We start from the raw sequence: 13331 nt of genomic DNA on the forward strand, positions 1-13331 counted from the left end.
TGCTGGGGGCTTGGGTGCTGGGCGCAGTTCCCGTGCCTGGCGCGGAAGGCGTGGTGGTGGCGCCCGTCCCACCGGTAGCTGCAGCGGCAGTACCCGGACCTGCTGTGTTGCCGGAACCGTTGCCCGTGCTGCCGGCGCCTGTGGTGGTTGGGCCGGAATTTGCACCTTGACGGGCCGGAGCGCGTCCGTTGGAACCAGCCCTCGTCACCCCGGCCTTGGCGCTCGCCTCAAGACCCGCTGCCGGTCCTCCCACAACGGGGGTTGAGCCGGCGGCACCTCCGGCAGAGTTGTTGCCCTGTGCACCGGAGGCTTTGGCCACGGAAGCCTTCGCACCGCCGTCGCGCATGGCATCGGCGGCTTGGTTTCCAAACACGGTGGCCAGCAGTCCTGTACCTTCGGGGGTTTGCGCCGCCGTGGCAGTCGCGATGGTCAGCACCGTTGCCGCAGCGGCGGCTGCTGCTGCCATGCGAACGCGGGGCCGCGGCTTGTGGTGGCCAGGGTTTGCCGAGGCAGCTTTGAGGTGGCTGGACACCGGAGCCCGGTTCGGGACGTGCGGCCTTCCAGGTGCGGCGGTCGCGCTTGGTTCCGCAGACCCGGAGACCGCGACTGGGGCAGTTGTGGCGGCCGCGGCGATTGCCACAGCATCCACCGCGCCCATCCCGTTGGAGCGCAGGCCAGCTACCGCAGCGCCAAGGCAAATGGACGACTTGGGATCGGCGTCGACGGCGATGGGACGGTCCAACTCCACGGAAATAAGCTCAGCCACAAGTGGAATCCGGGACGATCCTCCGATGAGCAGCACTGCGCTCAGGTCCTGCGCCTCAAGGTTGATGCTCCGCAGGCTCCGTTCAAGAGCGTCAACGGTGTCCCTGACAGGGGTCTCGATCATCGTCTCGAATTCCGAGCGGACCAGTCGCACGGACTGCTGGGTACCGGGCAGGGAAACGGCCACGTTGGCTTCGCTGTCCAGGGAAAGTGCTTCCTTGGCTTCGCGACATTCCCGCCGCAACCTGGAAAGGGCAGCCAAGGTTTCAGGAGAGCTAGGATCCAGGGCAGCGCCCTCGCTAAGGTTCACCATCACATGACGCAGGACGGCGGCGTCGAAATCGGCGCCGCCAAGGGTCTCAATGCCGTCGGGACGGCCCAATAGTTCAAAATCGCCGGGGCCTGCTTTGCGGAGGACAGCGGTGTCGAAAGTGCCTCCGCCGAGGTCGTACACCGCGATGATGCTGCCGTCTTCCACCCGGGTTTGGGAGGCATAGTGCAGGGCTGCCGCTTCCGGCTCACTGATGAGGGTGACGTCCTCCAGTCCCGCCACGTTGAGCGCTGCAAGAACCAGCGAGGTGCGGTGCTGCCCCCATGCTGCGGGGTGCGTCATGATGATCGACGACGGCGCACTGCCCTCGCGCTCTTCAGCCCGGTCCACCACCCAACAGGCCATCCGGGCATACACGTCTTCGGGGGCCAGCCAGCTGTCCCCGATAGCCAAGGGAACGGAGTCACCTATCCGGCGTTTGAATTCCCTCACCATGCGCTGTGGGTCGTCAAGGCCGCGGCGTTCCGCTGCTTCGCCTACTAAGACCCTGCCGTCATCGGTATAGAACAGCACCGAAGGCACGGCGCTCCCATGCACTCCCAACGGAAGAATTTCGGGTGCGGGAACAAGGCGTTGGTCAGGATTAACAAGGGCTGCGGCGGTAAAACTCGTCCCGACATCAATGGCGAGAACATAGCTCATGGTTACCTCGAAAAGAACACGGCGCGTCGCTAGCGGGCTGCATCACAAGCGGGTTCTGAACAAGTTAGCACCTGCCCCGGACAGGCAAAAGGCATAGCTACAACACCAAGTTGTCATAGTTGATACACCAAATTGTCATATTCCAAGACCGTCATACGCACAAAGGAGCGAAGCCCCTGCTCAGACAGGGGCTTCGCTCAGTCAGCGACGTGGCCTAGAGCCCGGAGTAGGAATGCAGGCCTTGGAAAACTGTATTTACGAGTGTGAAGTTGATAACGACGCAGGCGTAACCAACGATCGACAACCATGCCGCCCGCGTTCCCGTCCAACCTCGTGTGGCACGGGCATGCAGGTAGCCTGCATAGACCACCCAGATCACGAAGGTCCAAACTTCCTTCGGATCCCAGCCCCAGAACCGGCCCCAAGCCTTTTCCGCCCAGATCGCACCAAACATGAGGGTGAACGTCCATCCGATGAAGGCGATGGCATTGATGCGGTAGGAGAGGTTCTCCAGGCTCAGCGCGTTCGGCACCAGGCGCATGAAGCCCAAGCTGTCCGCGCGGCCCGCTGCAAGCTTCTTCTGGCGGTGGGACTGCAGCAACTGCAGTACGGACATGGCGAACGTCAGCGTAAACAGAGCCGACGACAGAACAGCGATGGACACGTGGATGATCAGCCAGTAGCTCTGCAGGGCCGGAACCAAATGTCCCACCGGGGTCCAGAAAGCAGCAGAAGCCGCCACCAGCATGATGATGGCCAACCCGGTCACGAATGTGCCGAGGAAGCGCAGATCCCTCCGGATGAGCACAACCAGGAAGACAGCTACGGCTACAAAGGCGCCGGTGGTGAGGAACTCGTACATGTTTCCCCACGGCACGCGGCCTGCGCCGAAGGCCCGGGTTACAACGCCAGCGCCGTGGATGAGTACGCCCAACACCGTCAGCGCTACAGCCACTCGGGCCGGCACGCGGCGTTCACCCGCGTACTTCATGTCGCCCGCCGCGGTTCCGCCCTCAACGGTGAGGCCCGACGTCGGACGCTCGGCTCGCCCCGCAGGCCCACCGGCGTCGGCCCCTCCCAAGTCTGCTGCTGCTCGGCCTGCAGCAACCGTCACCTTGTGGTCAGCGGTGCTGGCAGCCGCTTTCAGGTCTACGGCGCGGAGCATCTTGCTGCTCTTCGCCAGGTCCCAGGCAAAGGCGATGAACGCCACGGTGTACGTGCCGGCGGCCAACAGCATGAACAGCTCGCTGTACTGGCCCAGGGTTTCGTTGATGACGGGCATTACTGGTCCTTCGAGGTTGAGGAAGATCCTGCTGTTGTTGTGGCGGTGTCCTGTGTTGTGGCGGTGTCCGACGCGTCCGGGACGTTCCATTCCCGGGCAAATATTTCACGGAGGGCTGCGGCTTCGCCGGCGAGGCGGTGGTCCTCACCTCGTGCCAGCAGGCCGTACTCAACCATGGTGCGACCGTCTGCGTGGGTTCCGGTGCGGACCCAGACGCGGCGGCGATTGATGTACAGCGACATGACCAGGCCGGCGACCGCCAAGGAACCGAAAATCAGCGCGTACAGCTGGCCGGGGTTGTGGTGGATGTCCACCCCGATATACTTCTTGACCCCGTCAAAGGTGATGCTGCCCTTGCCTTCGGGCAGGTTGACAGTGGCACCCGGGGTCAGGGTGATACCGCCAGCGGCGAGATCACGGCCATTGAGCTGCTGCAGGTTTGTGACATCCAACTCAAACACGTTCTGGGGCACGCCCTTGTCCAGCCCGAGGTCACCATAAAACGAGTTCAGGCTCAGCTGCGGGTTGACGAGTTCCGGGGCGCCGCTGAAAGAAACGCCGTCTTCTGTGACGAACGCGGTAGGAAGGAAAAAGCCAACAAATCCGAGCTGTTCCGGCTTGGCGTCCGGGACCTTGATGACCACGGAGGAGTAGTAGTTATTGCCTTGGATCTTTGCGATCACTGGTCCCGCGAAAGCAACGTTCCCCCCGCCGTCGCGGACTGTGACCATGGGGGCGTAGCCGTTTCCGGTGAGGTAGAGGCTGGTTCCTCCGAGTGAAACGGGGTCGTTAACCTTGAGAATCTCCTTTTTTCCTGGAGAGTCCGGGGTTTCCTTTGTGGTCACGTCGGCCGTGAAGTCGATGGGCTGTCCGCCTTTGCCGGGCGATTCGCGGTCGAACTTGACTTGGAACTTATCCAATTGCATCGAGTACGGCTGGAGCGAACTGCTCCGGAAGTTGGCGCCCGGCGTGAATTGGTCGTAGCCCACCAGGGTGTTGACGAACGCAGGGCCGCCCTCCACAAGGATTCGCTGGCCGCTGTACCCGTAGAGCCCACCAATCGCCACGGACACAAGCACTCCGATCAGGGAGGTGTGGAACACCAGGTTTCCCACCTCCTTGAGGAAGCCGCGCTCGGCTCCCAAGGACGGCAGGGCGCCGTCAATGTCCCTTACCTCTACGCGGTAGCCGCGCTTCTTAAGCAGCCCGGCGGCATCATTAATGGCTTTCGACGCCGGGATCCCGGCGTCGGCGGGCAACGCCAAGGTCCCGTACTCCGGAAGGCGCGAAAGGCGCTTGGGGGTACGTGGCGGCTGGGATTTCATGGCCCTGTAATGGGCAATGGCACGCGGAGTAACGCAGCCGATCAGGGAGATGAAAAGCAGGATGTAGATGGCGGAGAACCACGCCGACGAGTAGACATCAAAAAGCTGCAGGGCATCAAGAAACCTGCCGTAGGAAGGGTTGTCCTTGATGTACTGCGTGACAACGGCAGGGTTGGCTGGCCGCTGCGGGAACAGGGAACCCGGGACGGCACCGACAGCAAGAAGCAGCAGTAGGAAGAGGGCCGTGCGCATGCTGGTCAGCTGTGTCCAGGACCACCGGAGCATGCCCTTGAAACCGAGCGCGGGCAACGCTGCCTCGGACTTGGCCTCTTGGAGTTTTCCTCCGGCCGTATTCTCGGCCGTGCTTTGGGCGGCTGGTGACTTCTTCTTGACTTTCACGGACTCGCTCATCAAATTGGCAACTTTACATCGTTCTGGAACCAGTACTGCAAGTCGGTCACCCAGATACCCCACACACCGGTGGCCATCAGGATGCCGAGCAAAATCAGGATGCCTCCGCCGATCCGCTGGATGGCCAGCCGATGCTTTCGGAAGAAGGACATGACTCCCATGCCCCGGCGCACAGCCAACGCAATCAGGAGGAAAGGAATGCCGAGGCCAAGGCTGTAGGCGAAGGCCAGAAGGGCTCCCTTGGCCGCCGACGAACCGCCGGACAAGCTCAGCAGCTGCACCGCCGAGTACGTTGGGCCAATACAGGGGGCCCAGCCCAGGCCGAACGTGAGTCCCAGTAGCGGCGCGCCCCACAGGCCGGCCGGTGGTTTAACGTGGATCTTCGCGTCACGCTGGAGCCAGCCGAAACCACCCATGAACACCACACCCATGACGATCACCAGGATGCCCAACAGTTGCGTGATCCAAGCGTTTTGCGGACCGGTCAGCATCGCCCCCAGTTGCCCGAAGGCGCCGCCGACGAGAACGAAAATCACCGAGAAGCCCAGGACAAACAGTCCGATACCGGCCAGCATGCGGCCCCGCCGCTGCTTTTGGAGGTCGACGCCGGTCAGTCCGGTGACGTAGCCAAGGTAGCCGGGGACCAACGGCAGCACGCAGGGAGACAGGAACGAGACCAGCCCGGCCAGCAGCGCCACCGGCACAGCGAGCAGCAGTGATCCACTAAGAATCGCCTCAGCGAAAGGACTGTTCATGGATTCTACTCGGCCACGGCGGAGGCGATGAGGGCTTTCAAGGTGCCCTTCTCGATCTGGCCGAGGACGCGGGAGGCAACCTTGCCTTCCTTATCCAGGACCAAGGTTGTGGGAACTGCCCCCGGAGGCACAATGCCGGACACGGACAGCAGCACCGCCCCGTCCTTATCATTGAAGCTGGGGTAAGTGATGTTAAAGGTCTTGTCAAAGGCCTCGGCGGTGGCTCGTTCATCACGTAAGTTGACGCCGAAGAACTGCACGCCTTGGTCTTTGAATTCTTGGTGAAGGGCCTCAAGCAGGGGGGCTTCGATCCTGCACGGAGCACACGCGGCGAACCAGAAATTGAGGACGGTGACCTTGCCCAGGAGGTCCTCCGGCTTTACGGTCTGCCCGGTAAACAGGGTGCCCTTGAGCGCCACCGGGGCGGCGCGGTCTGCCTTGGCGAACTCCGTCACTGAACCATCACCTGCCACATAGTTCTTGTTGTCGCCTGCTTTGGCTTGCTCGGCAAGGGAGTCTTCCTGGGCACAAGCGGACAGTCCCATGGACAGTCCTGCCAGAAGGACGCCACCGGCGGTCAGCACGCCGCGGCGCGAGAGATTCTTGTCCATAGCTTCTACGCTCCGGGGGTGGTCGCTGCGCCGGAAAGCAAGACGGCGGCAGGTTCGGTGTACTCAACGCGGACTATCTTGCCGTGGTCGTCGAGGGTTAGGGATGTCAGGGACGTGAGGGTGCACTCGCGCTTGCGGGGATCGTGGGCCAGAGGGCGTCCCTCGGCGGTCAACCGGGTTGACCAGATGGGAAGTTGATGGCTGACCAGAATGGCTTCGGCACCGTTGCCTCCCAGCTCGATGGCCTTCACCCGCGCGTCTTCAACCGCAGCGAGTACACGGGCTGCTTGCTCCTTGTAGGGCTCGCCCCAGGAAGGGCGCAGTGGATTTCGGAAGTAGATCCAGTGCTTGGGCTTCAAGAACTCGCTCTTAGTGGGGTGGAGACCCTCGAAGTGGTTCTCTGCTTCGATGATGCGCGGTTCTGTGATGATCTCAAGGTCCAGAGCCTCGGCCGTGGGCATGGCCGTTTCCTGGGCGCGCGTAAGCGGTGAGGCCACCAAATGCACGATCTTGGCACCTTGGCTGGCACGGGCCGCGAAGTGGTCCGCCAGCATCCGGGCCATCTCCCGGCCACGTTCGGAGAGGTGGAATTCCGGCAGCCGGCCATAGAGGACGGCCTCGGGATTGTGGACCTCGCCATGGCGAAGCAGATGGACTGTTGCTTGGTGCATGTTTACCAGTTTCTCAAAGAAGAGGGGCGATCCGAAATCTTCTACCGCTAGTAGAACTCAAAGTTTTCCCGAAATGTTCCGCAGAGTTGGAATAAAAGATGCATATGCATGTTTATACTGGGTACGAAGCTCGGTTGACGCTTCAAGCATTGAGCTCGGCCAAGCAAGCAAGCAGTACCTACCACTCGATATAGGAGCAACACCATGATGACTCTTCCCGCTTCCGTCACTACCGGCACCTGGACCCTCGACGCTTCCCACAGCGAGATCGGCTTCACTGTCCGCCACGCCGGCATCAGCAAGGTCCGCGGCCAGTTCAAGGACGCCTCGGCCACCCTGGAGGTTGGCGAAACCCTGACTGATTCGAAGGTCACCGCCACCATCCAGACCGCCAGCTTCGACTCCGGCGACGTCAACCGCGATGGCCACGTCAAGGGCGAAGACTTCTTCGATGTGGAGAAGTTCCCGGAAATCACCTTCATTTCCCGCCACGTCAAGGCCAACGGCAACAGCTTCGACCTCGTGGGCGATCTCACAATCAAGGGTGTGACCAAGGAAGTTTCCATCGAGACCGAATTCAACGGCGTGGCCGTGGATCCCTTCGGCAACACCCGCGCCGGCGTTTCCGGCGAAACCACCATCAGCCGCAAGGACTTCGGCCTCACCTGGAACGCAGTCCTCGAAGCAGGTGGCGTCCTGGTCAGCGACAAGGTAGTCATCAACCTCGAGCTCGCGTTCATCGCACCGGCCGCCGCGTAGTCTGCACGCGGCGCGGGTTCGCGCGGCGCCCTGCACAGTTCACTCTGCGCAGGGCGCCGTTTCGCGTAGAGGGAAGTCACTCCGCAATTGTTCGGTAAATCGCCTGTGTTTAGCTGCGCATTGGCTCCGAATCTCCTATGCATCCTTCAACCTGCGGTCTAAAGTGATGCCATGAGTACCCCAGACGAAACACCACAGCCACAGCAGCCCGGCTCCCCACCGCCGCAGCCCGGCAATGTTCCTCCTGCGGGTAACCAGCATCCGCAGGGCTCCCCACCGCCGCAGGGTTACCAACCTCCTCAGGGTTACCAGCCGCCGTCGCAGCCTGGGCAGTATTCACAGCCCGGGCAGGCTCAGCCCGGGCAGGCTCAGCCCGGGTCCGGCCAACCGGCCCCCGGACAGCCTGGTTTCCACTTCGAAATGCCCACCGATGGACCGCGCAGTTTCAACGACGTCATGCCTCAAGGCGGCTTCTCGGGAATGTTTAAAACCCAAGGCCTGCCAACGGAGCTGAAGGTTTCCTACTTCATTTGGGTGATCTCCGGACTCCTGGGCTTGCTGTTCGGGCTCATCGCCTTCTTTGCCGTCATCGCCGCCTTCGCGTTTGCTCCGGGTTTCGCTGCCATCGCACTGATCCTCCTCCTGATCACCCTGGCCGTCGCGGCCGCGCAAGTGGTCCTGGCCATGAAAATGAAGGAAGGCAAGGAATGGGCCCGCCTCGCCTTGACCATCCTGGCCGGTGTTTCCCTGTTGCTTGCCATCTTCGGAGCGGCAAGTGGCGGTGGTTCCGGCATGGGATTGGGCGGCAACTGGTTCGGATTCCTCGTCAGTGCTGTAGCCGTAGTGCTGATGTGGCTCCCCAATTCCCAGCTTTGGTTCAAGACTGTGAAAGGCCACGCCTAGCACTGACTGAACCGCCGTCGTCGTGCGTTAGCGGCGGTATTGCAGGCTGAAGGCCGCGGTAAAATCCCCTCGGATCCCGCGGCCTTCATCATGTAGGCGTAAGCCGAGATGATGATTTTTGCGGTGAGCTTGAAATACCCGCGTGTGATCATCTGCAGCGTCGGACCCTGGAGGTACGGTGGTAGCAGAACCACGCTGGGGGCAGGGTCATTTTGCTGATCCCGGCGGCCGAACCAGCAGTCGAACAAGCAAAGGAATGCCATGAGCAACCCTCCGTACCCGCCCTCAAATCCGGGCGACGACAACAAGCCCGAGCAGCACGGCTCCCAACCTTCCGCGCCGCAGCCCCCTGCGCCCCAGTACGGTCAGCCTGCTGCACCCCAGTATGGGCAGCAGTCCCCCGCCGCGCCTCAGTACGGTCAGCCTGCTGCACCCCAGTACGGCCAGCAGTCCCCTGCCGCCCCTCAGTACGGTCAGCAAGCTTCTCCTTATGGTCAGGCTCCCGGGGCTCCGCAGTACGGACAGGACACCAACTGGCCGAGCCAGCAGCCCGGTCCCACCACCGTCCCGCCGATGGTCAACTACGCGTTCTGGATGATCATCGCCGCCGGCATTCTTTCTGCCATCAGCTCGGTGCTGCTGGCCACTACAGGAGCCGATCCCTTTATCAACGCCATGAACGAGCAGGCAGCCCAGCAGGGAACCGAGTTCCCTGAAGGATCCTTGGAAGGCATGCGCGGCGCCATCGCAATCGCCGCCGTGATCGGCGCGATTCTTTCGTTGGGCCTCTACGCCCTGGTCGCTTTCCCCGTCCGCAAGGGCAAGAACTGGGCGAGGATCCTGGGCACAGTGTTTGCTGCCATCTCCGTCCTCGGCCTCACCGGCCTCTTCCAGTTCGGCGCAACCTACGGCATCATGCAGCTGATCGTGATCCTGCTGGGCGTTGCAGCGATCGTCATGCTGTACCTGCCGGCGTCGGCTCCGTACTTCCGCAAGGCTCAGCCCTTCGGAAACCCGTACCAGAACCCCTACGGCCGCTAAACACCAGCTTCCGAGTACTAAACGCGGGCGCGGATCCGGCGAAGGCTAAACAGCCTGGCCCGGTGTCTGCGCCCGTTGTGCGTGGTACGCCAGGATCTGTAGTTCGGTTGCCATGTCCACTTTGCGAAGGTTCACGTGCGGCGGAACCTGCAGCAGCACCGGGGCAAAGCTCAGGATGCTCCTGATTCCGGCCGCAATAACACGGTCGCACACCGCCTGGGCCACGGTGGCGGGCAGCGCCAGAACCACCATGTTGGTATGCGTGCGTTCCAGGACCCGTTCCAACTCGGCCGAGTCACTGACCCGCAACCAGCCCACCTCGTTGCCAATCACCATGGGGTCGGCGTCGAAGATGGCTACTACGTCGAAGCCCCTGGATTCGAACCCGCCATACCGGGCCAAGGCTTTACCGAGGTTACCGGCGCCTACAATCGCGACCTTCCAGTCATGGGTCAGGCCCAAGGCTGCAGCAATGTGGCGACTCAAGTACTGGACCTCGTAGCCAACGCCGCGCGTTCCGTAGGAACCAACGTAGGAGAGGTCCTTGCGAAGCGTGGATGAGCTGACGCCCGAGGCCTCGGCCAAGGCTTCGGAGGAAACGCGTTCCACGCCCTCGGCCAGAAGCGAGTTGAGCGCGCGCAAATAGAGAGTCATCCGGGCCACAGCCGCGGGCGGGATCTGCTTGGTGGCAGGTTCGTTGTCCCCGGCTGTTGCTTCCGGGGACGGTTCCAGCGCAGTCACGGTATTCTCCATTGCGTCGCTTTGTTGTTCCACTCTATGACCCCCGACGGAACTCAACAAAAGCCACTACCTGCCGGTAACCCGTCAGCCCTCGAGGACTTTCTTCAGGGTGCGGGTGAGCCGTTCCTCGTCGATCTTCCAGAAATCGCGCTGGATACCGTTCACCAGCACCACCGGGATCTCCTCCGCGAAGCGCTCCTGCAATTGAGGGTCGGCGTCGATCTTCTGCTCGGTCCACTGCACGCCGAGGTCCTTGGTGACACGCTCGACGGCGGCACGCGCCTCCGTGCAGAGGTGGCAGTCAGCTTTGGTGAGGAGGACGACGTCGGGAGTAGCCATATCTCAACGGTAACCGCCCGGACGCTCTCTCACATCCCACGCGCTTGCGCCGGACGCTCTCTCACATCCCACGCGCTTCGGCCGGACGCTCTCTCACATCCCACGCGCTTGGGCCGGACGCTCTCTCACATCCCACGCGGGCGGCGACACCGCCGTGCGCCCTCAACGCCGGCCCCGGCGATTGACTAGACTCAAGGCATGCCCGAGGAGAAGAACGCCGCCGTGGTCGCAGATGCCTTGGTGCAGGTCACCGCGAGGCAGGACGCGGCGAAAAAGGACCTCGTGCGGAAGCACGCTGGCGAAGCCGCCTTCTTCGACGTCGATAACACGCTGATGAAGGGTGCAAGCCTCTTTCACGTGGCGCGAAAAATGTATGAACGCAAGGCGTTCACACTTTCCCAGGCCGCCGGATTCGCCTGGAAGCAGTTCAAATTCGTTATGCGCGGCGAAAACATGGAAGACGTACACTCCGTTCGCGACTCCGCGCTGACCCTTGCTGCCGGCATCACCGTGGATGACATCAAGGCCTTGGGCGAAGAGGTCTACGACGAAATGATCGAGTCGCGGATCTGGCCGGGAACCAAAGCGCTGGCGGAGCAGCATCTTCGGGTCGGGCGGAAGGTGTGGCTCGTGACCGCCACACCGATCGAGGTAGCCACGGTCATTTCCACCCGGCTCGGCCTCACCGGTGCTTTGGGCACGGTTGGCGAGGTGGACGAAGGCATGTACACCGGGAAGCTCGTTGGCGACATCCTTCACGGACCTGCTAAGGCAATTGCGGTCCAACTCGTGGCGGATCGCGAGGGACTGGACCTGGACCATTGCTGGGCCTACAGCGATTCGGCTAACGACATCCCGTTGCTCACCATGGTGGGTCACCCTGTGGTCATAAATCCCGATGCAAAGCTGCGGCGGCACGCCCGGGACAACAACTGGCCAGTCTACGACTTCCGCTCAGGACGCCGTGCGGCGACGCTTGGCCTCAAAGCCGCCACTGTCGGCGGAGCTGTGTACGGTTTGTGGCGCGGTTTCTCGAAGTTCCGCGGCCCCCGCATCTAACGCTCGCTCATATCCCTCGTGCTTGAACCCAACGCTCGCTCATATCCCTCGTGGGCTTCAACTTGCCTGTGGATAACTTCCGATGGCTCATGGGTTTCTGGGTAAGAATGCCGGTATGCAAAAAACCGCTTCACTGCCTCCCCCACTGACCGCTGCACCTTTCACTCTGGACGAGGCCCCAGGCCGCTGGCCTTAAGCATTCGCACCTATGGAATCGCGTAAAGATCGATGGGGTTAGCCGAGGAGTTTATCGGCCTTCCGATTGGGATTTCGAGCTGTCGGCGGCTGCAAGGTCCCTGTCAGTTGCAAGTCCTGGTGCCTGGATTTCCCATGTAACGGCTGCGAGGATCCATGGAGCATGCCTTCCGCCTTGGCTGTCAGATTCCAACGAATTGCACCTCAGCAAGCCTAGGCATCTCCCATCAGTGCGGCGCAAAGGAGTGATCGGACACACGGTGGTCGCCTGCGATGAAGAGATCGAGTATGTCCAGGGGCTCTGGATGAGCACTCGGGCGCGGACCTGGTTGGATCTCGCAAGACGCCTGCCGGTCCGCGACCTCGTTTGCATGGGTGACGAACTCGTTCGCATGCCGAGGCCGGAATTCGAAGAACGCGAAACACCATTCACCACGATTGAAGCCCTACGCAACTTGGTGGGCAGACACAAGAATCTGCAGGGCGTCGTCCGGGCAAGAGAAGCGCTCGACCTCATGCGTGTCGGTGCCGATTCTGCACCCGAGTCGTTGCTCCGCTTGGCGATGTTGGACGCCGGCATTCCCGAACCGGAACTGCAGGTCCTACTCCGACCGAACGATCCTTTCTCCCCTTCCGCGGACTTGGGCTTCCGTGATCGGCGAGTTGCGATGCAGTACGACGGCGGTCATCACCTTGAGCGGGAACAGATACTTAGCGATCGGCGACGGGACAAGGCATTTGAAGCAGCAGGCTGGACGGTCCTCAAATTCGGAAAGGATGACCTGGCGGACAACTTTTCGGCAGCAACGCAGAAGATTAAGAAGGCTTTGCGATCCGCTTGGACAGACCCCGCCGTCAGTTCGGGGTTTACCCGAGGGATGTGAGCGAGCGTCCGCCCCAAACCCGAGGGATGTGAGAGAGGATGCAAAAATGCCCGCCGCCTCGAGGGGCAACGGGCATTTACGCTTGATGAAGTATCTCTACTTCTTATTGCGGCGCTGGTGGCGAGTCTTACGAAGCAACTTGCGGTGCTTCTTCTTGGCCATACGCTTGCGGCGCTTCTTAATAACTGAACCCACGAAAGTTCCTTACAAACTAGAAGTTCCTGTCTGTTGGAACAGATCCGCGGAAGCAGACAAGTACAACTGACAGATTCTTACATTGACGTAAAACGTTCCTTAACAGAGTACCGCTTCAAAGGGGCACCCCATGACCACGGTCCGCAGGGCTGACCCCGGCAAGCCTCAGGCGGTCTCGGATTGCCCGTCCACCACAGCACCTTTGAGGTACTGGGCAACGGCTTCTTCAGGAACCCGGAAGGAGCGGCCGAACCGTACGGCAGGCATTTCCCCTGAGTGGACCAGGCGATACACGGTCATTTTGGAAACACGCAGGACGTCGGCCACTTCGGCCACCGTCATGAAACGCGCATTCGAGAAGTTAGTCTCCGCGGACATTTCCCATATTCCTTTGCTCTCAGACAGTAGGACACCCCCAGTGG

The 13331-nt window shown here is 61.7% G+C and carries 15 protein-coding genes; 5 read left to right on the plus strand and 10 right to left on the minus strand.

Features of this window, described 5'->3' with window-relative positions:
* The 6 genes from ACLRGI_RS08060 to ACLRGI_RS08085 form a co-directional block, all read right to left on the minus strand.
* On the minus strand, positions 1 to 1738 hold a 1738-nt coding region (locus ACLRGI_RS08060; protein ID WP_419201154.1), incomplete at its 3' end, for an Hsp70 family protein.
* Positions 1739 to 1952: 214 nt separating this feature from the next.
* Positions 1953 to 3020, minus strand: a complete 1068-nt coding sequence (ccsB, locus tag ACLRGI_RS08065) for a c-type cytochrome biogenesis protein CcsB (protein ID WP_419201155.1) — start codon at positions 3018 to 3020, stop codon at positions 1953 to 1955.
* The gene (gene resB / locus ACLRGI_RS08070) at positions 3020 to 4756 is read right to left on the minus strand and encodes a cytochrome c biogenesis protein ResB (protein WP_419201156.1); all 1737 of its coding nucleotides are present in this window, start codon (positions 4754 to 4756) and stop codon (positions 3020 to 3022) included. The genes ccsB and resB overlap by 1 nt, the downstream gene beginning before the upstream one ends.
* Positions 4756 to 5511 (minus strand): cytochrome c biogenesis CcdA family protein, encoded by a 756-nt coding sequence (locus ACLRGI_RS08075; RefSeq protein WP_419201157.1) that lies wholly within the window; start codon positions 5509 to 5511, stop codon positions 4756 to 4758. The genes resB and ACLRGI_RS08075 overlap by 1 nt, the downstream gene beginning before the upstream one ends.
* Before the next feature lie 5 nt (positions 5512 to 5516).
* On the minus strand, positions 5517 to 6122 hold the full coding sequence (locus tag ACLRGI_RS08080) for a TlpA family protein disulfide reductase (protein ID WP_419201158.1): 606 nt from the start codon (positions 6120 to 6122) through the stop codon (positions 5517 to 5519).
* 5 nt (positions 6123 to 6127) lie between these two features.
* Complete coding sequence (locus ACLRGI_RS08085) at positions 6128 to 6793, minus strand: histidine phosphatase family protein (RefSeq protein WP_419201159.1); 666 nt, start codon at positions 6791 to 6793, stop codon at positions 6128 to 6130.
* Positions 6794 to 7000: 207 nt separating this feature from the next.
* On the opposite strand from ACLRGI_RS08085, the gene ACLRGI_RS08090 reads away from it, so the two are divergent.
* From ACLRGI_RS08090 to ACLRGI_RS08100, 3 genes are all read left to right on the plus strand, one after another.
* Complete coding sequence (locus ACLRGI_RS08090) at positions 7001 to 7552, plus strand: YceI family protein (RefSeq protein ID WP_419201246.1); 552 nt, start codon at positions 7001 to 7003, stop codon at positions 7550 to 7552.
* Between the two features lie 171 nt (positions 7553 to 7723).
* Positions 7724 to 8455: a hypothetical protein gene (locus tag ACLRGI_RS08095; RefSeq protein WP_419201160.1), complete on the plus strand. Its 732-nt coding sequence runs from the start codon at positions 7724 to 7726 to the stop codon at positions 8453 to 8455.
* A 261-nt stretch (positions 8456 to 8716) separates the two neighbouring features.
* Positions 8717 to 9496, plus strand: coding sequence for a hypothetical protein (locus ACLRGI_RS08100; protein ID WP_419201161.1), 780 nt, complete (start codon positions 8717 to 8719; stop codon positions 9494 to 9496).
* 45 nt (positions 9497 to 9541) lie between these two features.
* Here the strand turns inward: ACLRGI_RS08100 and ACLRGI_RS08105 are convergent, their stop codons facing one another.
* Positions 9542 to 10249, minus strand: a complete 708-nt coding sequence (locus ACLRGI_RS08105; RefSeq protein WP_419201162.1) for a redox-sensing transcriptional repressor Rex — start codon at positions 10247 to 10249, stop codon at positions 9542 to 9544.
* Positions 10250 to 10321: 72 nt separating this feature from the next.
* Positions 10322 to 10576 carry a glutaredoxin family protein gene (locus tag ACLRGI_RS08110; RefSeq protein WP_419201163.1) on the minus strand — a complete coding sequence of 85 codons (255 nt, stop codon included), beginning with the start codon at positions 10574 to 10576 and terminating at the stop codon, positions 10322 to 10324.
* A gap of 198 nt (positions 10577 to 10774) precedes the next feature.
* On the opposite strand from ACLRGI_RS08110, the gene ACLRGI_RS08115 reads away from it, so the two are divergent.
* Entirely contained in the window at positions 10775 to 11635 is an 861-nt protein-coding gene (locus tag ACLRGI_RS08115) for an HAD family hydrolase (protein WP_419201164.1), read from the plus strand.
* 500 nt (positions 11636 to 12135) lie between these two features.
* Entirely contained in the window at positions 12136 to 12714 is a 579-nt protein-coding gene (locus ACLRGI_RS08120) for an endonuclease domain-containing protein (RefSeq protein WP_419201165.1), read from the plus strand.
* Positions 12715 to 12810: 96 nt separating this feature from the next.
* Here ACLRGI_RS08120 and ACLRGI_RS08125 read toward each other — a convergent pair whose 3' ends face one another.
* Together ACLRGI_RS08125 and ACLRGI_RS08130 are read right to left on the minus strand one after the other, a co-directional pair.
* On the minus strand, positions 12811 to 12909 hold the full coding sequence (locus ACLRGI_RS08125; RefSeq protein WP_003792170.1) for a 30S ribosomal protein bS22: 99 nt from the start codon (positions 12907 to 12909) through the stop codon (positions 12811 to 12813).
* 165 nt (positions 12910 to 13074) lie between these two features.
* Positions 13075 to 13287 (minus strand): helix-turn-helix domain-containing protein, encoded by a 213-nt coding sequence (locus tag ACLRGI_RS08130; protein WP_017199160.1) that lies wholly within the window; start codon positions 13285 to 13287, stop codon positions 13075 to 13077.
* Positions 13288 to 13331 lie beyond the last annotated feature (44 nt).

Source organism: Paenarthrobacter sp. PPS72, assembly GCF_048537125.1.
Classification (GTDB): domain Bacteria; phylum Actinomycetota; class Actinomycetes; order Actinomycetales; family Micrococcaceae; genus Arthrobacter; species Arthrobacter nitroguajacolicus_E.